The 22,504-nt window shown below is 66.0% G+C and carries 22 protein-coding genes; 11 read left to right on the forward strand and 11 right to left on the reverse strand.

What is annotated here, in order from left to right; all coding sequences use genetic code 11:
- The first annotated feature begins 717 nt into the window (after positions 1-717).
- Positions 718-1,458, forward strand: coding sequence for a metallophosphoesterase family protein (locus QXZ94_RS04380; protein ID WP_315719394.1), 741 nt, complete (start codon positions 718-720; stop codon positions 1,456-1,458).
- 3 nt (positions 1,459-1,461) lie between these two features.
- Positions 1,462-2,919, forward strand: coding sequence for a bifunctional serine/threonine-protein kinase/universal stress protein (locus QXZ94_RS04385; RefSeq protein ID WP_315719395.1), 1,458 nt, complete (start codon positions 1,462-1,464; stop codon positions 2,917-2,919).
- Positions 2,920-3,023: 104 nt separating this feature from the next.
- Here the strand turns inward: QXZ94_RS04385 and QXZ94_RS04390 are convergent, their stop codons facing one another.
- Genes QXZ94_RS04390 through rpe form a run of 3 tightly spaced genes read right to left on the reverse strand, consistent with a single transcriptional unit; the run spans position 3,024 to position 5,102 of the window.
- Positions 3,024-3,854, reverse strand: coding sequence for a bifunctional allantoicase/(S)-ureidoglycine aminohydrolase (locus QXZ94_RS04390; protein WP_315726094.1), 831 nt, complete (start codon positions 3,852-3,854; stop codon positions 3,024-3,026).
- A gap of 45 nt (positions 3,855-3,899) precedes the next feature.
- A complete protein-coding gene (locus QXZ94_RS04395) occupies positions 3,900-4,385 on the reverse strand; it encodes an ureidoglycolate lyase (protein WP_315719396.1) in 486 nt (161 codons plus the stop codon).
- Positions 4,386-4,400: 15 nt separating this feature from the next.
- Complete coding sequence (gene rpe / locus QXZ94_RS04400) at positions 4,401-5,102, reverse strand: ribulose-phosphate 3-epimerase (RefSeq protein WP_315719397.1); 702 nt, start codon at positions 5,100-5,102, stop codon at positions 4,401-4,403.
- 229 nt (positions 5,103-5,331) lie between these two features.
- Between rpe and QXZ94_RS04405 the strand changes: the two genes are divergently transcribed.
- On the forward strand, positions 5,332-6,090 hold the full coding sequence (locus QXZ94_RS04405) for an EF-hand domain-containing protein (RefSeq protein ID WP_315719398.1): 759 nt from the start codon (positions 5,332-5,334) through the stop codon (positions 6,088-6,090).
- Between the two features lie 14 nt (positions 6,091-6,104).
- Here the strand turns inward: QXZ94_RS04405 and QXZ94_RS04410 are convergent, their stop codons facing one another.
- Complete coding sequence (locus QXZ94_RS04410; protein WP_315719399.1) at positions 6,105-7,103, reverse strand: P1 family peptidase; 999 nt, start codon at positions 7,101-7,103, stop codon at positions 6,105-6,107.
- A gap of 177 nt (positions 7,104-7,280) precedes the next feature.
- The gene (locus QXZ94_RS04415) at positions 7,281-10,055 is read right to left on the reverse strand and encodes a PAS domain S-box protein (RefSeq protein WP_315719400.1); all 2,775 of its coding nucleotides are present in this window, start codon (positions 10,053-10,055) and stop codon (positions 7,281-7,283) included.
- 235 nt (positions 10,056-10,290) lie between these two features.
- On the opposite strand from QXZ94_RS04415, the gene QXZ94_RS04420 reads away from it, so the two are divergent.
- On the forward strand, positions 10,291-10,692 hold the full coding sequence (locus QXZ94_RS04420; RefSeq protein ID WP_315719401.1) for a response regulator: 402 nt from the start codon (positions 10,291-10,293) through the stop codon (positions 10,690-10,692).
- Positions 10,693-10,826: 134 nt separating this feature from the next.
- Here the strand turns inward: QXZ94_RS04420 and QXZ94_RS04425 are convergent, their stop codons facing one another.
- From QXZ94_RS04425 to QXZ94_RS04445, 5 genes are all read right to left on the reverse strand, one after another.
- A complete protein-coding gene (locus tag QXZ94_RS04425) occupies positions 10,827-11,945 on the reverse strand; it encodes a branched-chain amino acid ABC transporter substrate-binding protein (protein WP_172113801.1) in 1,119 nt (372 codons plus the stop codon).
- A gap of 165 nt (positions 11,946-12,110) precedes the next feature.
- Positions 12,111-12,842, reverse strand: a complete 732-nt coding sequence (locus QXZ94_RS04430) for an ABC transporter ATP-binding protein (RefSeq protein ID WP_315719402.1) — start codon at positions 12,840-12,842, stop codon at positions 12,111-12,113.
- Entirely contained in the window at positions 12,839-13,672 is an 834-nt protein-coding gene (locus QXZ94_RS04435; RefSeq protein ID WP_315719403.1) for an ABC transporter ATP-binding protein, read from the reverse strand. Before QXZ94_RS04435 ends, QXZ94_RS04430 begins: the two co-directional genes overlap by 4 nt.
- A complete protein-coding gene (gene livM, locus QXZ94_RS04440; protein ID WP_315719404.1) occupies positions 13,669-14,997 on the reverse strand; it encodes a high-affinity branched-chain amino acid ABC transporter permease LivM in 1,329 nt (442 codons plus the stop codon). The genes QXZ94_RS04435 and livM overlap by 4 nt, the downstream gene beginning before the upstream one ends.
- Positions 14,998-15,010: 13 nt before the next feature.
- On the reverse strand, positions 15,011-15,928 hold the full coding sequence (locus QXZ94_RS04445) for an ABC transporter permease subunit (protein WP_172113805.1): 918 nt from the start codon (positions 15,926-15,928) through the stop codon (positions 15,011-15,013).
- A 327-nt stretch (positions 15,929-16,255) separates the two neighbouring features.
- Here QXZ94_RS04445 and QXZ94_RS04450 point away from each other — a divergent pair, with 327 nt between their 5' ends.
- Both QXZ94_RS04450 and QXZ94_RS04455 read left to right on the forward strand, forming a co-directional pair.
- Positions 16,256-16,426 (forward strand): hypothetical protein, encoded by a 171-nt coding sequence (locus QXZ94_RS04450; RefSeq protein ID WP_315719405.1) that lies wholly within the window; start codon positions 16,256-16,258, stop codon positions 16,424-16,426.
- Positions 16,427-16,572: 146 nt separating this feature from the next.
- On the forward strand, positions 16,573-17,136 hold the full coding sequence (locus QXZ94_RS04455; RefSeq protein ID WP_315719406.1) for a hypothetical protein: 564 nt from the start codon (positions 16,573-16,575) through the stop codon (positions 17,134-17,136).
- Between the two features lie 64 nt (positions 17,137-17,200).
- On the opposite strand, the gene pcaD is transcribed toward QXZ94_RS04455, so the two are convergent.
- Positions 17,201-17,983, reverse strand: coding sequence for a 3-oxoadipate enol-lactonase (pcaD, locus tag QXZ94_RS04460; protein ID WP_315719407.1), 783 nt, complete (start codon positions 17,981-17,983; stop codon positions 17,201-17,203).
- 233 nt (positions 17,984-18,216) lie between these two features.
- On the opposite strand from pcaD, the gene QXZ94_RS04465 reads away from it, so the two are divergent.
- From QXZ94_RS04465 to QXZ94_RS04485, 5 genes are all read left to right on the forward strand, one after another.
- Positions 18,217-18,663, forward strand: coding sequence for a carbon monoxide dehydrogenase subunit G (locus tag QXZ94_RS04465; protein WP_315719408.1), 447 nt, complete (start codon positions 18,217-18,219; stop codon positions 18,661-18,663).
- A 131-nt stretch (positions 18,664-18,794) separates the two neighbouring features.
- The gene (locus tag QXZ94_RS04470; RefSeq protein ID WP_006612357.1) at positions 18,795-19,280 is read left to right on the forward strand and encodes a (2Fe-2S)-binding protein; all 486 of its coding nucleotides are present in this window, start codon (positions 18,795-18,797) and stop codon (positions 19,278-19,280) included.
- Between the two features lie 46 nt (positions 19,281-19,326).
- Complete coding sequence (locus QXZ94_RS04475; protein WP_315719409.1) at positions 19,327-20,184, forward strand: xanthine dehydrogenase family protein subunit M; 858 nt, start codon at positions 19,327-19,329, stop codon at positions 20,182-20,184.
- 22 nt (positions 20,185-20,206) lie between these two features.
- Complete coding sequence (locus QXZ94_RS04480) at positions 20,207-21,115, forward strand: MoxR family ATPase (protein ID WP_315719410.1); 909 nt, start codon at positions 20,207-20,209, stop codon at positions 21,113-21,115.
- Positions 21,116-21,279: 164 nt separating this feature from the next.
- Complete coding sequence (locus QXZ94_RS04485) at positions 21,280-22,485, forward strand: VWA domain-containing protein (protein WP_315719411.1); 1,206 nt, start codon at positions 21,280-21,282, stop codon at positions 22,483-22,485.
- Positions 22,486-22,504 lie beyond the last annotated feature (19 nt).

Consider the following 22,504-nt stretch of genomic DNA (forward strand, 5'->3'; position numbering starts at 1 on the left):
ATGGGCCCATCGCTCAGATCTGAGCCCGATCCCGTTGTCGGCCATCAGGGTGCGACGCCGCCCATTCTCGTGCGGCCGTGCAGCTTTGCATGGGTGTCCGGGGGATGGGGCCGCAGCCGGCGACGTCGAGGGGGCCCCCTGCGATGGCCCGTGACCGGCTGAAAGTTTCCATTTCCTTTTTTCAGAAATCATGCTATACGCCACCATCCCGTCCCGAGCAGAGGGCGTAGCGCGCGATCGTCACGACACGTGGGGCGGGGATGCGATGGACGCTGGGCTGGCGTGAGACGAACGCTCAAGCCTGCGGACGTGAAGTCGTGTGGTCCTGGCATCCCGAAGCTGGTGCTAAGCTGCTCGGAGATAATCCGAGCGGCGACGGTGGCCAAAAAGCCGGTGCACCGGGGAGATCACGATATAAGCGTTAAAACCGTCGCGCGGGGAATGCCGGATGTTCGGCTGAACCTGTGGTGACTGCCGCCTGCTTTTTTCTGCAGGCGGGCCATGGGTGAGGCCTTCACCCGGCATTCCCCGCGCCCTCTCGTTCTTCGATGGGGCACAGCGATCGCAAGGCTCGGGCGAGATCCGCCGCGAGATCGAGAGGTCGTGTCGCTGATCGATCGACCCCGGTCAAAAAACTCCTTGCTCCGGTCCGTCCGGTTTGATGTTGCTCAAATTCCGCGCGAAGCCCACTTGTACGGTGGAACCGGGAGGATACGGGTGCTGCTGGCGATTTTCACCGACATCCATGCCAATCGGCAGGCTTTTGCGGCGTGCCTGGAGGCGGCGCGCGGGCGCGGCGCCGAGCGCCTGATCTGCCTGGGCGACATCGTCGGCTATGGCGCCGATCCGGAATGGTCGGTCGACACGGTCATGGAGATCGTGGCCGAGGGCGGGCTGGCGGTGCGCGGCAATCACGACAATGCGGTCTCGACGGCCAGCGAGAGCATGAATGCGGAGGCGCAGGCGGCGATGGAGTGGACGCGCGGCCGGCTCAGCGCCGAGCAGCGGCGCTTTCTCGCCGAGTTGCCGATGAGCGTGGGTGACGAGGACCGGCTGTTCGTGCATTCGGAGGCGTCGAGCCCTCAGCGCTGGCGCTACATTCAGAGTTCGGCCGATGCCGCACGCAGCATGATCGCGACCGAGGCGCAGGTCACGTTCTGCGGTCACATCCATCGTCCGGCGCTGTACTCGATGTCCGCCACTGCGAAGATGACGAGCTTCACACCCACTGCCAACATGCCGATTCAATTGCTGCGCGGCCGGCAATGGCTCGCCGTGGTCGGCTCGGTCGGTCAGCCGCGCGACGGCGATCCCGCTGCATCCTTCGTGACCTTCGACACCAGGACGCGCGAGCTGACCTATTGCCGCGTGCCCTATGACGTCGACGCGGCGGCGCAGCGCATTCGTGACAACGGCCTGCCGCCCTGGCTGGCGCAGCGGCTCTCGATGGGGCGTTAGAGCATGGCGAGATCGAAGCTCCAGCCGGGCGTCGTCATCGACGGCTTCACCGTCGGCGAGTGCGTGCATTCCGGCGGCATGGCGACGCTGTGGAGCGTCACGCGCCCGGACATCGACCGCCCCATCCTGATGAAGGTGCCGCGCGTCTCCGAGGGCGAGGACCCTGCGGCGATCGTCAGCTTCGAGATGGAGCAGATGATCCTGCCGAAGCTGTCCGGTCCGCATGTGCCGGCGTGCTTCGGGACCGGCGATTTCGCCACGCAGGCCTATGTCGTGATCGAGCAGATCCCTGGCGAGACGCTGTACAAGCGGTTGCCCGAGCTGCCGCTGCCTTATGAGGAGGCGCGGGTGCTGGTCGCGAAGATCGCCACCGCGCTCGCCGACCTGCACCGGCAGCACGTGATCCATCACGACATCAAGCCGTCCAGCATCATGTTCCGCCCCTCGGGGGAGGCGGTGCTGATCGACTACGGCCTGTCCTGCCACAAGCACCTGCCGGATCTGTTGCAGGAGGAATTCCGCCTGCCTTACGGCACCGCGCCCTACATGGCGCCGGAGCGGATGATGGGCACCCGCAGCGATCCGCGCAGCGACATCTTTTCGCTCGGTGTGCTGCTCTACTTCTTCACCACGGGCGTGCGCCCCTTCGGCGAGACCGAGACGCTGCGCGGCATGCGGCGGCGACTGTGGCGCGATCCCTATCCGCCGCGGCAGCTCAAGCCGGACTATCCGCCGTGGCTGCAGGAGATCGTGCTGCGCTGCCTGGAGATCGAGCCGGTCTGGCGCTATCCGACCGCGGCACAGCTCGCCTTCGACCTCGGCAATCCCGACCAGGTCAAGCTGACGGCACGCGCGGAGAAGCTCAAGCGCGATCCGATCACCACGGTGTGGCGGCGCCGCTTCAATCGCGGGCTGGTGCAGCCGGAAACGAAGCCGTCCGATGTCGCCGTGCAGATCGCTTCGAGCCCGATCGTGGCGGTGGCGATCGACACCTCGGAGGGTGGCGAGGAGCTCAACGGCGCGCTGCGCGTCACCGCGCAACGCATCCTCGCCACGTTGCCTGCAGCGCGACTCGCCTGCGTCAACGTCCTCAAGCTCGGCCGCCTGACCATCGACCGCACGCTGGACGAGGCCGGCAACAACAAGCACATCGACCGCATGGTGGCGCTGAAGCACTGGGCGACGCCGCTGAAGCTCGATGCCAGCCGGCTGACGGTGCACGTGCTCGAAGCCGTCGACCCGGCCGCCGCCATCGTCGAGTTCGCCGAGGTCAACCAGGTCGACCACATCATCATCGGCGCCCGCCGCGACTCCGTGCTGCGCAGCCTGCTCGGCAGCGTCTCGGCCAAGGTCGCCGCGGAGGCGGGCTGCACCGTGACCGTGGTGCGCACGCGCGCGGCCGCGCGGGAGATCGATGATGAAGAGGATGATGCGCCGGCGAAGGTTGTGTCGGGGGGATAAGGCTGGGAAGATTGTTCGGCTGCAACCTTGGTGAGGACGGCAACCCGGCGATAGCCGATGCTCCCCGCAACGACGGGGCAACAGGGGCGCTCCGTTTTCTCACCTCACCGGAACGGCCGCAGCTTCATATGCCGGTTGGAGTCCTTGTAGAGCAGATAGCGGAAGCGGCCGGGGCCGCCGGCGTAGCAGGCCTGCGGGCAGAAGGCGCGCAGCCACATGAAGTCGCCGGCCTCGACCTCGACCCAGTCGCGGTTGAGCTTGTAGACCGCCTTGCCCTCGAGCACGTAGAGGCCGTGCTCCATCACATGCGTCTCCAGGAACGGGATCACCGCGCCGGGCTCGAAGGTGACGATGTTCACGTGCATGTCGTGGCGGACGTCGAGCGGATCGACAAAGCGGGTGGTGGCCCAGCGGCCGTCGGTGCCGGGCATGCCGACCGGCGCGATCTCCGCTTCATTGGTCACAAAAGCCTCGGGCGCCGCGATGCCCGGGACGGCCTCATAGGCCTTGCGGATCCAATGGAAGGTCGCGGGCGCCGCGCTGTCGTTTGTGAGTGTCCATTTGCAGGACGGCGGCAGGAAGGCGTAGCCGCCCTTGGCGAGGCGATGCGTGGTGCCGGCGATGGTCAGCGCGATCTCGCCGCCAACGACGAACAGTACGCCCTCCGCCTCCGGATCAGGCTCCGGCTGGGTGCTGCCGCCGCCGGGCGAGACCTCGACGATGTATTGCGAGAATGTCTCCGAGAAGCCGGAGAGGGGACGCGCGATCACCCAGGTCCGGGTCTTGTCCCAGAACGGCAGCGGCGAGGTGACGATGTCGCGCATCACGCCCTTGGGGATGACCGCATAGGCCTCGGTGAACACGGCGCGGCCGGTGAGCAGGTCGGTCTGCGGCGGGTGACCGCCCTGCGGCACGAAGTAGTTCGGCTTGTCCATCATCGTCTCTCCTGCGCGCGGATGCTCGATCCGGCGCGCCATCAGTCAGGGGATGCTGAGCAACAGCGGCTGGTCGAGCCACAGCTCCTCGAGATTGTCGGGGCTCATGCGGTCGACCACCATGAAGCGCGAGGCGTCGTCGAACACCAGCAGCGGATGGTGCCAGACATTGCGGGCGTAGTTCACGCCCTGGCGCCCCGTCGCGGTGAAAGCCCGGTAGCTCGTGGCATCGTGCGGGTCGGCGCAGACCAGCACCAGCCAGGGCCGGTCCTGCAGCGGCATGAACAGCTGGGTGCCGAGCGGATGGCGTTCCATCAGCTTGATTTCGATCGGCCGCGGCCGCGGTTTCGCTTCGAACAGGCTGATATTCACGGGGACGGCACCGGACGTGACGTCGATCGCGGCGAGCCCGTTGCAACGGCGGGCAAAGCCCTGATTGATCTCGATCAGAGCCGCGCCATCGGTCTCGACGACGTCGCCGAAGGCGGCGAACGCGGCCTTGGTCAGCGGCTGCGGCGTGAGCGTCTGCATGCGCCGTCGACCGTCTCAGATCGCCTCGCCGCGCGCCGACGCTGCGGCATCGCGGATCGCGGCGATGTTGCTGCGATAGGCTTCGGTGGTGCCGCCCTTGAACACCGCGGAGCCGGCGACGAACGCGTTCGCCCCGGCGGCCGCGAGCGCGCCGGCATTGTCGCGGCCGACGCCACCGTCGACCTCGATGTCGATCGGGCGGCCCGCAGTCATCGCGCGCAGGTCCTGCACCTTGCCGATCGCCGAGGCGATGAAGGCCTGACCGCCGAAGCCGGGGTTGACCGACATGATCAGCACGAGGTCGACGAGGTCGAGCACATATTCGATGACGTTGAGCGGCGTCGACGGGTTGAGCGAGACGCCGGCCTTCTTGCCGAGCGCGCGGATCGCCTGCAGCGAGCGATGCAGATGCGGGCCGGCCTCGGCATGCACCGTGATGTGGTCGCAGCCGGCCTTCGCGAACGCCTCGAGATAGGGATCGCAAGGTGTGATCATCAGATGGGCGTCGAAGATCTTGGTCGTATGCGGACGCAGTGCCTTGATGACGTCAGGGCCGTAGGAAATGTTCGGCACGAAATGGCCGTCCATGACGTCGAGATGGATCCAGTCGGCGCCGGCGGCATCGACGGCGCGCACCTCTTCGCCCAGCTTGGAGAAATCCGAGGCCAGGATGGACGGCGCAATGACGAGCGGACGCGGCGTGAAGGACTGGGTCATGAGCATCTGTTCCAGGGCGATCGGGGATGTCGCCGTATCATGCAGGGGCCGGTCCGGCAACGCGAGCGGGAAAAATCTGCCGGGCGCGGCATGAAGTGCCGGGCGACTGGCATGGCAACATCGCGAAATATCCGGACATATCAGCAGTTTGGCGCTGGCACGGGGATTGCGACGAGCTACGGCAGGTTTCCCGTCGCCGTGTTTGCCACGGCCGTCTCGGAGTTTCGCCATGTGGTTCGCATTGGGGGCCGCCTCGTCGGTCCTGGAAGGCCTGCAGTCGCTGGGATCGACCAAGTCCGGATCGGGCAAATCCGGCAATCCCGGCGGCGGCCTGTTCAGTCTCGGCGGCAATGCTGCGAGCGGCTCCGGCAATTTCAGCCCGTGGTCCAGTTCGGGCAGCAGCGGTTCCGGGCAGATCGCGCCGGAGACGATGAGCGCGCTGCTGGCGGCGCAGAGCCAGTCGGGCTCGTCGTCGGACGCGGCGACCAATCCGCTGCAGGATCTGTTCTCGCAGATCGACGGCGATGGCGACGGGCAGATCACGAAATCCGAGTTCGAGACCGCGCTCGGCGCCGGCGGCACCAACATCGCCAATGCCGACAAGGTGTTCGGCAAGCTCGACGGCAACAGCGACGGCAATGTCAGCATGGACGAGCTGACCTCGGCACTGCAGGGCGCGCGTGGTCGTCGTGGCCATCACCATCATCAGGAGGCTGGCGCGAGCGCCGGCTCGGGCAATTCCGCGGGTGCAGGGGCGGATGCGCTGATGCAGGCGCTGTCGGGCGCGTCGAGTTCGTCGTCTACCAACAGCGACGGCTCGACGACCACCACCATCACCTATGCCGACGGCTCCAAGATGACGCTGTTCACGCCGGCCACCACCGCAGCTTCCAATGCCGCGACCTCGTCCTACAACATGATCGAGAAGCTGATGCAGCATCAGTCGATACGGCTGCGTGGTTCATCCACGACCGCGGTGAGCGCGTAAGCCTCGCAAGCCGCTCAGCTGCCGAAGCGGTCCTGCCAGGACGGCAGGGCGCCGGCGAACGGCAGCCGCCTGGCGTGATAGACGCCGCGCGCGATCGCACGCGCCAGCACGTTGGCCGCGACCATGCCGAGCTCGCTCAGCTCGACCAGCGGCTCCACCGGCTTGGCGCAGGTCGCCGCCGCGAACACGATGTCGCCGTCGAGCGGCAGGTGGACCGGATAGATCGCCCGTGCCATGCCGGTCTGCGCCATCATCGCCAGACGCTTCGCCTGCGCCTTGGTCAGGATCGCATCGGTCACGACCAGCGTGATGGTCGTATTCTCGGACGCCGACGGGGCAGGGCCGCCCTTGATGCGCATCGCCAGCATGTCCGGCGTGAACGTGGCGGGCAGGCCGCGGCCGCCGAACTCATCGTCGACCTCGTAAGGCGCAGCCCAGAACCATGGGCCATCGCCGACCGTGACGCTGCCGACCGCGTTGACCACCGCGATCGCCGCGACCTTGATACCGCCGCGCGTCGTCGCCGAGGCCGAGCCGAGCCCGCCCTGCAGGTTGGCCGTGGTGGCGCCGAGCCCGGCCCCGACGCTGCCCAGCGCGAACGTCGTGTCCGCCGCGGCGGCCGCTGCGTGGCCGAGCTCGCGATAGGGCGCATAGCGGCCCCAGGCCTTGTTGCCGCCGTTCAGCAGATCGAACACGATCGCGCCGGGCACGATCGGGATCAGCGCGTCGCGCACGGCAAAGCCGCGGCCCTGCTCGGCGAGCCACGCCTGGATGCCGCTCGCAGCTTCCAGCCCGAACGCCGAGCCACCCGACAGCGCAATGGCGTCGATCCGCTCGACCGTATTGACGGGATCGAGCAGCGCATCCTCGCGCACCCCGGGTCCGCCGCCGCGAATGTCGATCGCGGCCACCGCCGGCTGGTCAAACAAAATCGCGGTCACGCCGGAGGCGAGCGCTGCATCGTCGGCGTGGCCGACGCGTACGCCTGCAATGTCGGTGAGAAGATTCTGCACGGCCATTCTCGCGATGGGGACGTTGGCGGACCGATAGCTCAGCTGGCGAGGCGGCTCAAGGCAAGTCCGAGTTGGTCCAAGCCAGTGGCCATGATCAGCGCTGCGATGACCAGGCGGTCCCATGACCCGGTCGGTGAAACCCGGAGGTCGCTTCTTGCGCTCGTCCGCTCTACGACCTCACTTCTCCAGCGCGATGCGGATCATGCGGGCGAGTTCCGGCTTGCGGTAGGGCTTGGCCAGCAGCAGTACGCCGGCGTCGAGGCGGCCGTGGTGCACGATGGCGTTTTCGGTGTAGCCGGACGTGAACAGCGTCTTCAGCGACGGATGTCGCGCGCGGGCGGTATCGGCGAGCTGGCGGCCATTCATGGCGCCGGGCATGATGACGTCGGTGAACAGCAGATCGATCTCCGGATGGCGTTCCAGCACGTCGAGCGCCTCGGCAGCGTTGGCGGCGGCGAGGGTGGTGTAGCCGAGGCTGGCAACCTGGGTGACGACGTGCTGGCGGACCATCGGATCGTCCTCGACGATCAGGATCGTCTCATTGCCGCCGCTCGTGTCGAGCGCGCGCTGATTCGTGGCTGTCGTCGGCATCGAAGCCGAGCGCGGCAGGTAGAGCTTGATCGAGGTGCCGTGCCCGACCTCACTATAGATCTTGATGTGGCCGCCGGACTGCTTGACGAAGCCGAACACCATGCTGAGGCCAAGGCCGGTGCCCTTGCCGACGCCCTTGGTCGAGAAGAAAGGGTCGAACACCTTGTCGAGATAGGCCGGCGGGATGCCGCTGCCGGTGTCGCTGACCGCGACCATGACGTAGTCGCCGACCGCGACCTCGTTGTTGGCGTCGGCATAGTCCTGATCGAGGGCGACGTTCGCGGTCTCCAGCGTCAGCTTGCCGCCTTGCGGCATCGCATCGCGCGCATTGAGGGCGAGGTTGACGATCGCAGTGGCGAGCTGGTTCGGATCGGCCAGCGCGGTGCAGGGATCGAGACTGAGGATGCGTTCGATCTCGATGTGCTCGCCGAGCGTCGGACGCAGCAGGGCGGCGGTCTCGTTCATCAGCGCGTTGACGTCGAGGTCGACCGGCTGAAGCGGCTGCTTGCGCGCGAAGGCGAGCAATTGCCGGGTGAGATGCGCGCCCCGGTCGGCGGAATCGTCGATCAGCTTGGCGACGGATGCGAGCTCCGGCCGCCCGGCGACGGCGTCGGAGAGGATGGAAATGCTGCCGGTGATGACGGTGAGGATGTTGTTGAAGTCGTGGGCGACCCCTCCGGTGAGCTGGCCGACCGCCTCCATCTTCTGCGCCTGGCGGAATTGCGCCTCGGCGGCGCGCTTTTCGGTCAGGTCGCGGCCGACGAAAAAGTGGCGCTGCACCGGTTCCGACCAGCTCGCCATCCAGTTCAGGACGACGCCGCGTCCTTCCTTGTGCAGCAGCTGCGCCTCGAAATTGTGGATGTCGCGGCCGCGGCGGCAGTCGCGCATCTGGCTGCGAACGGTCTCCAGCTCGGGCGGGTAGACGAAGTCGCTGGCGTTGCGGCCGACCATCTCCTCGGGCCGATAGCCGAGGATGCCCTGTGCGCTCGGGCTCACCTGCATCAAATCGCCGCGGGAGTTCGCGATCAGGATCAGGTCCTGCGAGGTCTCGAAGATGCGCCGCCGCTCCTCCGTCTCTCGATTCAGCGCGTGGCGTGTACGTTTGCTCTCGGTGATGTCGCGCGCGACCTTCGAGGCGCCGATCACGGTGCCGCGGGCGTCGTGGATTGGGGAGACGCTGAGCGACACCTCGATCGCGTGGCCGTCCCTGTGCCGACGCACTGTCTCGTGATGCTCGATCTTCTCGCCGCCGCCGATCCGCTCGAGGATGCCATCGACCTCGGAGCGCCGCTCGGCGGGGACGATCAGGCCGATGTCGTTGCCAAGCGCGTCGTCGGCGCCGTATCCGAACAGATGCTCGGCTGCGCGGTTCCATGACGTGATCTTGCCATGCAGGGTGAGTGTGATGATGGCGTCATTGGAGGACTCGACGACGGCGCTGAACAGTCTCTCGCGCGCGATGAAGCGGGCCCGCTCGCTTTCGTTCTGCCGGCGCTGCTGCCGCAACAGGCGCGTGAGGCGCGTCTGCAGTCCGACATTGTCGGCGAGCAGGACGCCGAGCACGAAGCTCGCCGCCAGCAGGCCGTAGATGCGGCCCGCGTAGTAGCCGAGATCGAATCTTGCGGCATTGAGCATCGATGACAGCGAAAGGTCGAATAGCCAGGCGCACAGCACCACCATGACCCAGAGATCGAGAATGGTGTGCGGGCCGCGCCACGCCAGCACGGCCAACGCCACGAGCGTCACGCACCAGATTGAGCCGACCACGACCTTCAGGGCCGTTGTCGCCGTACCGTCGTGGATCAGCGCGGGAAGCGATGAATCGAAGGCGATCACCGTCCAGGTCAGCGCAGCGAGAACGATCGCCACGCCGAGGATTGCGAACGACAGCGCCGCGGCGACCGAGCTGACGGGCGCGAGCCGGCGGCGCGTGTGCAGCGCATAGGCGAGGACGAAGAACGGGAACCCGCCATGCCAGATCATGTAGATCCAGACTGCGCTCTGCGGTCCGGCGCCGAGCAGCCCGGTCTGTGAGTAGAGCCCGGGAAAGACCAGAGTGTGCAGCAGCGCCGCCGGTGCGGTGAACAGATATCCAGAGGCCAGCCACAGCAGCGGGCGCGAGCGCAGCAGCACGAATTGGGAGAACAGCAGGAACGCGGTGATCAGGTCATTCAGTGCCAGCGCCGACTGATAGCTGGCGACAAACGCCGGCGTTGCCGGCAGCTGGACCTTGGCGAAGGGAGCGGCGGCGGCAAAGAGCAGGGCCGAGACGACAACCGCAGCCAGTGCTGCGACACGGTCCCGATGCGTTGCGGTGGTCGTCGATAGAAGAACTTCGCCAGTATCCTCGATGCTCTGCATCTCCAAAGTCCTGCGCCCTGTCATCAACGTGCAACTCGGCACGGAGACGATGGTGACGCGAAAAAATATGCTATTCTAATAAAGGTTGTATGTTACCAATATGTAGCGTTCTGTTGAATGAGTCGCGCGTTGGAGTAACTGCACCTTTACCGCAACCGGGATAAATATACCCGTAGTTGTAGCTGATTTCTTTTTATGTTGTAGGCTGTCCAACGAAAAATTTCTGGAGATTTTGATGCCACGGATTCTTGTGGTGGACGATCAAAAGGACGTCCGGGCCATGATTAGCATGGTGCTGCGCGTCAATCAGTTCGATGTGGTCGAAGCGGGAACCGCTCCGGCCGGACTGCAATTGTTCCGCGACCAGACGTTCGACGCCGTGATCGTCGATATCTATCTCGATGACTCCAACGGTCTCGATCTGGTCAGCGGGATGCGTGCGCTGGTTCCCGATGTACCCGTCGTGGCCGTCTCCGGCATGAGCGCGTTCGACGGGGCCGCGATGTCGGAGGAGTTGACCCGGGTCGTCTATCTGCAGAAGCCGTTCCGGCCGGCAGAATTGATGCGCGCGGTCGAGGCAGCCCGCTCGGCCGTGAAGAACACGCGCGCAGCGCCTCTGTCGGTCTGCGCAGGCTGATCGATTGCGGAATTCGGTGCCTCGCCTTCAATCAGGCTTGGCGACGAAGCGCGAAGTCGCCCGTAATCAGCTGAAGAAAAACGCCCCGGTCATCGACCGGGGCGTTCCATTTTGTGGATCACTTTGATCTGAGATCAGGAGCCTTTGCCGCCGAGCTCGGCGTAGGCGCCCTTGGCGTCCCACTTGTAGACGACGTAGTCGATCTGCTTGATGTCGCCCTTGGCGTCGAAGCCGAGCTTGCCCAGCACCGTGTCCCACTCGCCGGCCTTGATGGTGTCCATCACCTTCTTGGCATCGGTGGTGTTGGCCTTCTTCACCGCCTGCGACCAGACCTGGATCGCGGCGTAGGTGTAGAGCGTGTAGCCCTCGGGATCGATGTTCTTGGCCTTGAACTTGTCCACGATCGCCTTGGCGGTCGGCTTGTTGCGCGGCTCGGGGCCGAAGGTGAACAGCGTGCCTTCCGCGGCCGGACCGGTGATCGAGGCGAACTCCTTGTCGTTCATCGCGTCGCCCGCCATCAGGATCGTCTTGAGGCCCTGGTCGCGCATCTGACGCAGGATCAGGCCGGCTTCCTGATGATAGCCGCCGACATAGACGAGGTCGATGTTCTCACGCTTCAGGCGTGAGACGATCGCGTTGAAGTCCTTGTCGCCCTTGTTGTACGACTCGAACATCTTCTCGGTGACGCCAGCCTTGTTGAGCGCCTTCTTGGTCTCGTCCGCGAGACCTTTCCCGTAGGTGGTCTTGTCGTTGAGGATCGCGATGTTCTTGCCCTTGAAGTTCTTCGCTATGTAGTTCGCGGCCACCAAGCCCTGCTGATCGTCACGGCCGCAGACGCGCGCCACGTTCCACAGCTTGCGCTCGGTGAACAGCGGGTTGGTCGAAGCGGGCGTGATCTGCAGCACGTTGCTGTCGGCATAGGCCTCGGAGGCCGGGATCGACGACGACGAGCAGAAGTGCCCGGCGACGAACGGAATGCCGGAGCCGGCGAGCTTCTCGGCGACCGAGCGGGCCTGCTTGGGATCGCAGGCGTCGTCACCGACTTGGAGGGCGAGCTTCTTGCCGAGCACGCCGCCTGCGGCATTGAGGTCGGCGACCGCCATCTCGGCGCCGTTCTGCATCTGACGACCGAACGCCGACTCGCCGCCGGTCATCGGGCCGGCCACGGCGATGGTGATGTCTTCGGCGTAGGCTGCGGTCGAGAGCGCCAGCGACGCGCCCAGAGCCAGGCCGATGAGTTTGAGTGGTTTCATGAGAAATCCTCACAGGGGGTAGGTCGACACGGAGACGGCCCGAACGGCGGGCCGCAGACCGCGCGCATTGTGGCTGATTTTCCGCCGAAGTCACCGGCATTTTTCGGGCAAATCGACGAAGGGCTAAGGCCATTTCTGCCGGCCTGCCGGGGGCTCGATGGTCGCCTAGTGGCGGCCGCCCTCCAGATAGGCGGCGCGGATCTCCGGCCGCTGCAACAGCTCGGCCCCGGTGCCCGACAGCGTGACCAGTCCGTTGACCAGCACGTAGCCGCGGTGGGCGAGCTTCAGCGCATGATTGGCGTTCTGCTCCACGATCAGCACGGTCAAACCGTCCTGGCGGTTCAGTGTCCGGATCGCGTCGAAAATCTGCCGGGCGATCAGAGGGGCCAGGCCGAGCGAAGGCTCGTCGAGCAGCAGCAGCCGCGGCCGGCTCATCAGCGCGCGCCCGATCGCCAGCATCTGCTGCTCGCCGCCGGACAGCGTCCCGCCGCGCTGGTCGATGCGCTCCTTCAGCCGAGGGAACAGCGCGAACACGCGCTCCAGCGTGCCGGCGCGCTCGGCCTCGGTGGTGTCGCCGGCGTCGGCGCCCATCTGCAGGTTCTCTGCGACGCTCATGCGCGGGAAGATGCGGCGGCCCTCCGGCGACTGCGCGATCTTGAGCCGCGCGATCTGGTGCGTCGGCACCTGCGTGATGTCGTGGCCGTCATAGACGATATGACCGGAGCTGGCGCGCGGGCGGCCGAAGATCGACATCATCAGCGTCGACTTGCCGGCCCCGTTGGCGCCGATCAGCGCGACGATTTCGCCGGATTTGATCTCGAGGTCGACGCCCTTGAGCGCTTCGATCTTGCCATAGGAGGCGCGCAGGTTGCGGATGGCGAGCAGGGACGTACTCACGCCTCGGCCTCCATCACGGCTGCGGCCTCTTCCTCGTCGGTGCCGAGATAGGCGGCGATGACCTTGGGATCGTCGCGGATCTCGCGCGGCGTGCCCTCGGCGATCTTGACGCCGTAGTCCATCACAACGACGCGGTCGGAGATTTCCATGACGACGCTCATGTCATGCTCGATCAAGAGGATCGATGTGCCGTGGTCGCTGCGGATCGAGAGCAGGAGCTCGCTCAGCGCGGCGCTCTCGCGCGCGTTGAGGCCGGCGGCGGGTTCGTCGAGACAGAGCAGGGCGGGCCCGGTGCACATCGCCCGTGCGATCTCCAGCCGCCGCTGGTCGCCGTAAGCGAGATTGCCGGCCGCATCATCGGCCCGGTCGATCAGCCCGACGCGCTTCAGCCAGAACACCGCGGCATCGATCGCGCTCTGCTCGGCGGCGCGCCAGGACGGCACGCCGAGCAGCCCGAGCAGCGTGAAGCCCGACGCACGCATCAGAGCGTTGTGTTGCGCCACCATCAGGTTCTCGAGCGCGGTCATGCCCGGAAACAGCCGGATGTTCTGGAACGTGCGCGCCACCTTGGCCTGCTTGGAGATGTTGAAGTCCTTCAGCTTCTGCATCTCGAATTGCATACCGTCATCATGCGTCAGGCGGATCACGCCGGAGGTGGGCTTGTAGAAGCCGGTGATGCAGTTGAACACGGTGGTCTTGCCGGCGCCGTTGGGGCCGATCAGCGCCGTGATCTGCTGGCGCTGCGCGGTGAACGACAGCGCGTTGACGGCGACGATGCCGCCGAAGCGCATGGTGAGATTTTCGAGTGCGAGGATCGGAGCGGAGCTCATCCGTGGCCTTCCTTGACGAGGTCCGAAGAGATGCTCTTGGATTTTTCGAGAAATACGGTCGGTGCGCGATGGCCGACGATGCCGCGCGGGCGCCAGATCATGATCAGCACCATGGCGAGACCGAACACCAGCATGCGATAGACCTCGAGGCTTCGGAACAGCTCGAAGCCGCCGATCATGGCGAGCGCGGCGAGCGCCACGCCGAGCTGCGATCCCATGCCGCCGAGCACGACGATCGCGAGCACCAGCGCCGATTCCTGGAAGGTGAAGGACTCCGGGCTGATGAAGCCCTGGCGGGTGGCGAAGAAGGCGCCGGCGAAGCCGCCGAACATGGCGCCGGTGGCGAACGCCGTGAGCTTGGTCGTCGTGATGTTGATGCCGAGGGCGCGGCAGGCGACCTCGTCCTCGCGCAGCGCTTCCCAGGCGCGGCCGATCGGCAGCCGGCGCAGCCGGATGGTGACCCAGTTGGTGAGCAGCGCCAGCGCCAGGATCAGATAGAACAGGAAGACGATGCGATGCGTCGGCGAAAAGGGAATGCCGAGCATGGCCGCGAGGCCGCCTTCGCCCGGCGTCAGCGGAATGCCGAACAGGCTCGGCCGCGGAATGCCGGAGATGCCGTTGGGGCCGCCGGTGACATCCTGCCAGTTGATCAGCACAAGGCGGATGATCTCGCCGAACGCAAGCGTGACGATCGCGAGATAGTCGCCGCGCAGCCGCAGCACGGGGAAGCCGAGCAGCACGCCCCAGAATGCGGCGAGGATGCCGGCCAGCGGCAGGCAGATCCAGAACGACAGGCCGAAGGTGGTCGACAGCAGCCCGTAGGAATAGGCGCCGACCGCGTAGAACGCGACATAGCCGAGGTCCAGCAGGCCGGCCAGGCCGACCACGACGTTGAGGCCCCAGCCGAGCATCACATAGGTGAGCACCAGGATGCCGAGATCGAGAATGTAGCGCTGATTGTAGAAGATCACCGGCACGAGGAAGGTGAAGATCAGCAGCGCCGGCGCGAGATAGCGGCCGGCGACCGACAGGCCGCTCTGCACCGAGGAGGGCACGAAGCTGCCGAGGCCGCCGCGCGGACCGAGCCACAGCCGCAGGAGCTCGACAATGATCGAGCCGACGAAGACCGCCGCGACCAGGCTGGCGAGGTCCCCGAAGCGCGTCCAGTATTCGAGCTGGCCGCTTTGGCCCGCTTCGGTCCGGACGCCGATCATCAGCGAGAACAGGCCGAGTGCGACGAGGGCGCTGAGGAAGGCCTTTTTGAGGATGAAGGCGGCTCCGACCGGTTCGGAGCCATTCGACGAGGCGGGATGGGACGCGCTCACACGGGCTCCGTCTTCAGACTTTTTCGACTTCGGGCCGGCCGAGCAGGCCGGTCGGCATGAAGATCAGCACCACGATGAGGATCGAGAATGCTGCGACGTCCTTGTACTCCACGGAGAAGTAGGCCGACCAGAACGTCTCGATCAGTCCGATCGCGAGGCCGCCGAGCATCGCTCCCGGCAGCGAGCCGATGCCGCCGAGCACGGCCGCCGTGAACGCCTTGATGCCGGCGACGAAGCCCATGAAGAAATCGACCAGGCCGTAATACAGCAGGTACATCATGCCGGCGACGGCAGCGAGCGCGGCGCCGATCACGAAGGTCATCGAGATGGTGCGGTCGACGTCGACGCCGAGCAGCGCCGCCATGGTCTGGTCCTGCTCGCAGGCGCGCATGTCGCGGCCGAGCCGCGTGCGCGACACCAGCCAGGTGAACAGTCCCAGCAGCACGATCGTGGTGATCACCACCACGATCTGAATGTTGGAGAGCTGAACGACGAAGCCGCTCTCGCCCTCGTGCAGCGTGTAGCCGCCGGTGACGATCGGCGGCACCGGCTTGACGCGTGCGCCCTGCGACACCTGGGAGAAATTCGTCAGCACGAACGACATGCCGATGGCCGACAGCATCGGCGCCAGCCGGAAGGAGTGGCGCAGCGGACGATAGGCGATGCGCTCGATGGTCCAGCCATACAGCGCGGTGATGGCCATCGCCACCAGCAGCACGATCAGCAGGATGACCGGGACAGCGGTCAGGCCGATCGAGACGAGCACCAGGAACGAGATCAGCGCGATGAAGCCGCCGATCATGAAGACGTCGCCATGGGCGAAATTGATCATGCCGACGATGCCATAGACCATGGTGTAGCCGATGGCGATCAGGCCGTAGATCGAGCCGAGCACGAGGCCGTTGATGAGCTGCTGCGCGAAATAATCCATGAACTGCCGTTATTGAGACTGCCGTTGTCCTGACTGCCGAGACCGGTTCGCAACGCGGCGGGGGCCTTGCGGCGCGGGGATGGTACCTGGACCTCGCCCGCGCCAAAGGCGACGCGTGGTCAAGTACTAACAGCTAGGAACCGTCTGCCGCAACAGCGTGCAGTGCCGCAATTGAGGGCTTATCCCGCCTGCTTTGATGGCGCGGTTCCGTTGCCCCCGTTGCGGCACATCATTGCCACGGAACAATCGCCAGGGAACGCGGCACTCAGGCAACTGGGGGAGCGTTCCCGCATTGGTTGTCGTGCCATTGCCATGAGGGAGACGGGCATGAGCAGCCTGACCGACCAAAACCAGGGTCACCAGAACCCCGGCCAGAATCAGCAGGGCCAGACGCAGGGCAAGCCGATCCGGCAGGAGCCCGGCGAAAGCCGGCAGCCCGGGCAGGAGGGAACGAGGGCGCAGGTTGAAAACGGGTCTGACGGCTCGAGCGATCCGTAAGCTCAGCTCACGTCCCTGGTCGCGCTTAGGCGCGCCAACCGATCCCGGCCGGCCGCCCCGTTAAGGTAAACAAAGGGTTTAAATTGCCGGCTGCATTTGCCGCGCGTTAGCTCGTCTGGAACTGCGGGACGCAAAGGCGGACGAACATGATCAAGAACTGCGTGATCAGGAACTGGCGGCTGAGCTGCGTCAATGGCGTGCTGCTGGCGCTGTATTTCGTGCCCGCCTGGACCGCCATCGCCTTCCAGATCATGGTCTCGCCGATCCAGGCGCTGTTCGCACGGCCCAATATCGCGATCGCGCTGTTCATCAGCGATCATCTTCACCTGTCGGGCCTCGAGACCGTCCGCGCCGCCTGGCTGCTCGCGCTGGCGCGACTGACGGTCGCAGGCTTCTTCGCGATGTTCCTGGTCCTGATCCTGGTTCCGCGGGTGCGAAAGGTGGCGGGCTATGTCGAAGCGTTGTCGATCGGACTCGGCCTTGGCAGCATGCTGACGTTCTTCAGCATGATCATGGCCGCGAAGGTCGGCGAGACGCAGGCACTGCGCCTTCATGCAACCGAGCTGCTGATGCTGCTGGGCACCGCGATCGTCATGCTGGTGGAAAAGCCGGCGACCCAGCCCACGGCGTCCCCAGCGGCGGCATCCGCTCCGTCGAACGGCATGGAGCCAGGGGTGGCCAACAGCGCCGCCGCCGGCGCCAAATTCTGATCGACTGCCGCGGCAGCCCTGAGGCTGCGGGCAGGGGGGCGCCTATCCCGAAGCGCGGATGCACTCAGCGCTGGGTCAGGAAGCCCAGCACGGCGTCATTGAACTGGCCCGCGACTTCGACGTTCGAGATGTGTGCGGCATCGACGATGGTCATGCTGGCCCCGGGGATCCGGCTGCGAATCGCTTCAGCCATCGCGATCGGTGTCGATTTGTCATAGCGGCCTGCGACGACGAGAACGGGGCTCTTGATGGCGGGCAGGTCCTCGCGCAGGTCAAGCGCGCGCAGTGCCGCGCAGCAGGCGAGATAGCCCTCGACAGGCGTCGCCGCCAGCATTGCCTTCATGCGATCGGCCACGTCCGGATTGGCATCGCGGAACTCCTGCGTCAGCCAGCCGGCGATGACCGTGTCCGCGATGCCCGCGAGTCCATTGTCCTGAACCGCCTTGATGCGGGCGTCCCAGATGGCCGGATCCGGGTAGTAGCAGGTGGTGTTGGCGAGCACGAGCTTGCCGACCCGCTCGGGGGCATGCGCCGCGAGCCATTGCCCGACCATGCCGCCCATCGAGACCCCGCACCAGTGCACCTTCTCGATGTTGAGGTCGTCGAGAATCGCCAGCGCATCGCGGCCGAATCGCTCGATGGAGTAGGGGCCGGGGGCGACCGTCGACTTGCCATGGCCGCGCCGGTCATAGCGGACCACACGGAAAACCTGCGTGAAGCTCCGCATCTGCGGCTCCCACATTTGCAGGGTGGAGCCAAGCGAGTTCGACAGCATCAGGGTCGGCCCGCCGTCGCGGCCCTCGACGGTGACGTTCAACAGACAGCCGTCGGCGTCGATCATCGGCATGGGCGCAATCCTTGTCGCAGGCGGCGGTCAACGCCGGAGGAATCGTGCAGATTTGATGGCGAACTAACCATTGCGGGCGCCGTCTGCCAATCAAAACCCGCCGGCCAGGAGACCCGGAATGCTGCGGTGCTCCCGCGTTTCTGCAACGCTTGACGGCGCTGCTTGCCCTTCCTTTTAGGCGTTCGGTGCTTTACTTGAATGCCTCTAACCGCGCCAATCGGGGGGAGATGCTCATGGCAATGACGATGACGGGCGAGGTCCAGCTGGCGGCTCCGCGTGAGGCCGTCTGGGCCAAGCTGAACGATCCTGAGGTGCTCAAGGCCTGCATCCCCGGCTGCGAGGAGCTGGAGCGCACCGAGGACGGCGGCTTCCGTGCCGTCGCCAAGATGAAGGTCGGACCGGTCTCCGCGCGCTTCAAGGGCAAGGTCACCCTGAGCGATCTCGATCCGCCGAACGGCTACAAGATCTCCGGCGAGGGCGAGGGCGGTGTCGCCGGATTCGCCAAGGGCGGCGCCGTCGTCGGGCTGGCCGAGAAGGATGGCGGCACGCTGCTGAGCTACAATGTCGACGCCCAGATCGGCGGCAAGCTGGCGCAGCTCGGCCAGCGCCTGATCAATGGCGCGGCCAAAAAGCTCGCCGATGAATTCTTCGCGAACTTCGCCAAGGCCGTTCAAGGCTGACCGCAATCGACCCATGCGCTGTCCGGGGCGAGGTTGCCCGTCGCGGAGAGCGTCAATATGATGGTTTTCGACCGATTTTTGCTGGGCTGCGCTGCAGTGCAACGCTGTGCGCGGAATATAGAGAGTCCTGAATGGCCAAGATTTCCATGATTGTGAACGGTAATCCCGTCACGGCGAACGTCGACCCGCGGACGCTGCTGGTGCAGTTCCTGCGCGAGAATCTGCGCCTCACCGGCACCCATGTCGGATGCGACACCTCGCAGTGTGGCGCCTGCGTCGTGCATCTCGACGGCAAGGCGGTGAAGTCCTGCACGACGCTCGCGGTGATGGCCGACGGTCACGAGGTCCGCACGATCGAGGGGCTCGCTGCCGATGGCGCGCCGCTGCATCCGATGCAGGAGGCCTTCCGCGAGCACCATGGTCTGCAGTGCGGCTTCTGCACGCCGGGCATGATCATGACCGCGGTCGACCTCGTCCACCGCAAGGGCCACGAGCTCAGCGAGGAGACGATTCGCGAGGAGCTCGAAGGCAACCTCTGCCGCTGCACCGGCTATCAGAACATCGTGCAGTCCATTGCCGCCGGCGCCAAGGCGATGGCCAAATCGGACCTCGCCTAACAGCCGGACCCCGCCTCAGCCGCCCGCCGCGACAGGACATTCCCCCATGTACGAATTCAAATATCACCGGCCGGCCACCGTGCGCCAGGCCGCGAATCTCCTCACCAAGAACGAGGACGCCAAGCTGGTCGCCGGCGGCCACACGCTGGTCCCGGTCATGAAGCAGCGGCTCGCCAGCCCGCCGCATCTGGTCGATCTCTCGCATGTCGAGGGGCTCGACACGATCGAGGTCAAGGGCCGCAACCTGGTGATCGGCGCCATGGCGCGCCATGCTGATGTCGCGAACTCCGCCACCGTCGGCGAGGCGATCCCGGCGCTGGCGCATCTCGCCGGCCTGATCGGCGACCCCGCGGTGCGCCATCGCGGCACCATCGGCGGCTCGATCGCCAACAACGATCCGACCGCGGACTATCCGGCGGCGTGCCTCGCGCTCGGCGCCACCATCGTCACCAACAAGCGCAAGCTGAAGGCCGAGGAGTTCTTCCAAGGCCTGTTCACGACCGCGCTGGAGCCGGATGAGATCATCACCAAGGTGAGCTTCCCGCTGGCGAAGAAGGCGGCTTACGTCAAGTTCCGCAACCAGGCTTCGCGCTACGCCCTGGTCGGCGTGTTCGTCGCGCGCCGTCCCTCCGACGTGCGCGTCGCCGTCACCGGCGCCGGCGGCAACGGCGTGTTCCGCGTCACCGCCTTCGAGGAAGCGCTGCAGAAGCGCTTTTCGCCGAAGGTGTTGGAAGGCATTCCCGTCTCGGCCGAAGGCCTCAACAGCGACATTCACGGCAGCGCCGAATATCGCGCCCACCTGATCGGCGTGCTGGCGCGCCGCGCGGTCGATGCCGCCAATGCCGAGGCCAAGGCCTCGACGGCCTCGTCGGAAGCCGCCGAGCCCGAAGCTCCGGCGTCGTGACGTCGAAGGAAGCAGTCTCGCCATGAGTGCTCCGGCCCTGCCAGCATCCGTCGATGCGATGCTCGAACTGTTGTCCTCGCGCGGCTATCTGGCCGAGCGATCGCTGGCGACGGTGACCTTTCTGTCGCTGCGCATGGGCCGGCCGCTGTTCCTCGAAGGCGAGGCGGGCGTCGGCAAGACCGAGATTGCCAAAGTCCTGTCGGCCGCGCTCGGCCGCAAGCTGATCCGGCTGCAATGCTACGAGGGTCTCGACGTCGCGTCCGCCGTCTACGAGTGGAATTCGGCGGCGCAGATGATCGCGATCCGGCTCGCGGAAGCCGGTGGCGACGTCGACCGCGATCAGCTCACCTCCGACATCTTCGCCGATCGCTATCTGATCAAGCGCCCGCTGCTGCAGGCGCTGGAGCCGGATGTTGCAGGGAGCCCGGTGCTTCTGATCGACGAACTCGATCGCGCCGACGAGGCGTTCGAGGCCTATCTGCTCGAGATCCTCTCCGACTTCCAGGTCACGATCCCCGAGTTCGGCACCGTCAAGGCGCCACATCCGCCGATCGTCATCATCACGTCGAACCGCACCCGCGAGATCCACGACGCGCTGAAGCGGCGCTGCCTGTATCACTGGGTCGACTATCCCTCCGCCGAGCGCGAGCTCGCGATCGTCAAGACGCGTCTGCCCGGCATCTCGCAGCGGCTGTCGCAGCAGATCGTGCGTTTCGTGCAGGCGTTGCGCAACCAGGACTTCTACAAATCGCCGGGAGTCGCCGAGACGTTGGACTGGGCGACGGCTCTGACCGAGCTCGATGCGCGCTCGCTGAATGCCGAAGTCGTCGGCGACACGCTGGGCGCGCTGCTGAAGTATCAGGACGACATCGCCCGCATGCAGGGCGATGCGCTGAACAAGGTGATCAAGGACGCGACCAGCGAGACGTGAGCCGAGGTCGTGCAACAATAAAGCTCGTCATTCCGGGGCGCCCGGAGGGCGAGCCCGGAATCCATACTCACGATCGTGGTTATGGATTCCGGGCCCATGCTTCGCATGTCCCGGAATGACGACCTCGGTTTGAGGCGCGTCTGAACTGACGAGGGGATCAGGCCATGCCCACCAGCATCAATCACCTCGCGCCGCCGACCGGCGGCATCGCCGATAACATTGCGGGCTTTGCGCGTGCGCTGCGGGCCGCTGGTCTGCCCGTGGGCCCCGGCGCCGTCATCGACGCCATGACCGCGCTCGAGGTCATCGACATCGGCAAGCGGCCCGATGTCTTCACCACGCTGGAATCGATCTTTGTCAAGCGCCACGAGCACGCGCTGATTTTCGCCCAGGCCTTCGACCTGTTCTTCCGCCCGGCCGAGGAATGGAAGTCGATGCTCGATTCGGTGCCGTTGCCGGATCACGCCAAGAAGAAGCCGCCGCCGGCCTCGCGCCGCGTCCAGGAGGCGATGTCGCAGCCGCAGATGCATGAGGAGCCGAAGGCGCAGGAGCAGGATCTGCGGCTGTCGGTGTCCGACCGCGAGGTGCTGCAGAAGAAGGACTTTGCGCAGATGAGCGCGGCGGAGATCGCCGAGGTCGCGCGCGCCATCGCCAAGATGCGGCTGCCGCAGGCCGAGCTGAAGACCCGCCGCCACACCACAGATCCGCGCGGCCACCGCATCGACATGCGCAAGACCTTGCGCCAGGCGCTGCGCACCGAGGGCGAGATCATCAACTTCCATCGTCTCGGGAGAATCGAGAAGCCGGCGCCGATCGTGGCGCTGCTCGATATCTCCGGCTCGATGAGCGAGTACACCCGCCTGTTCCTGCATTTCCTGCATGCCATCACCGACGCCCGCAAGCGCGTGTCGGTGTTCCTGTTCGGCACCCGGCTGACCAATGTCACGCGGGCGTTGCGGCAGCGCGATCCGGACGAGGCACTGGCGAGCTGCTCGGCCAATGTCGAGGACTGGGCCGGCGGCACGCGGATCGCGACGTCGCTGGAGACCTTCAACAAGCAATGGGCGCGGCGCGTGCTCGGGCAGGGCGCCATCGTGCTTTTGATCTCCGACGGGCTGGAGCGCGAGGCCGACAGCAAGCTCGCCTTCGAGATGGACCGGCTGCACCGTTCCTGCCGGCGGCTGATCTGGCTGAACCCGCTGCTGCGCTATTCCGGCTTCGAGGCCAAGGCGCAGGGCATCAAAACCATGCTGCCCCACGTTGACGAATTCCGCCCGGTACATAACTTGACCTCGATCGAGGCCCTGATCTCGGCGCTGTCGGCGCCGCTGCCGCCGCATAGCCGCAGCGCGATCCGGCCCGCCGCCTGATCAGTCCGAAGGAGATTGC

The organism is Bradyrhizobium sp. SZCCHNS2022 (assembly GCF_032377575.1).
Classification (GTDB): Bacteria; Pseudomonadota; Alphaproteobacteria; order Rhizobiales; family Xanthobacteraceae; genus Bradyrhizobium; species Bradyrhizobium aeschynomenes.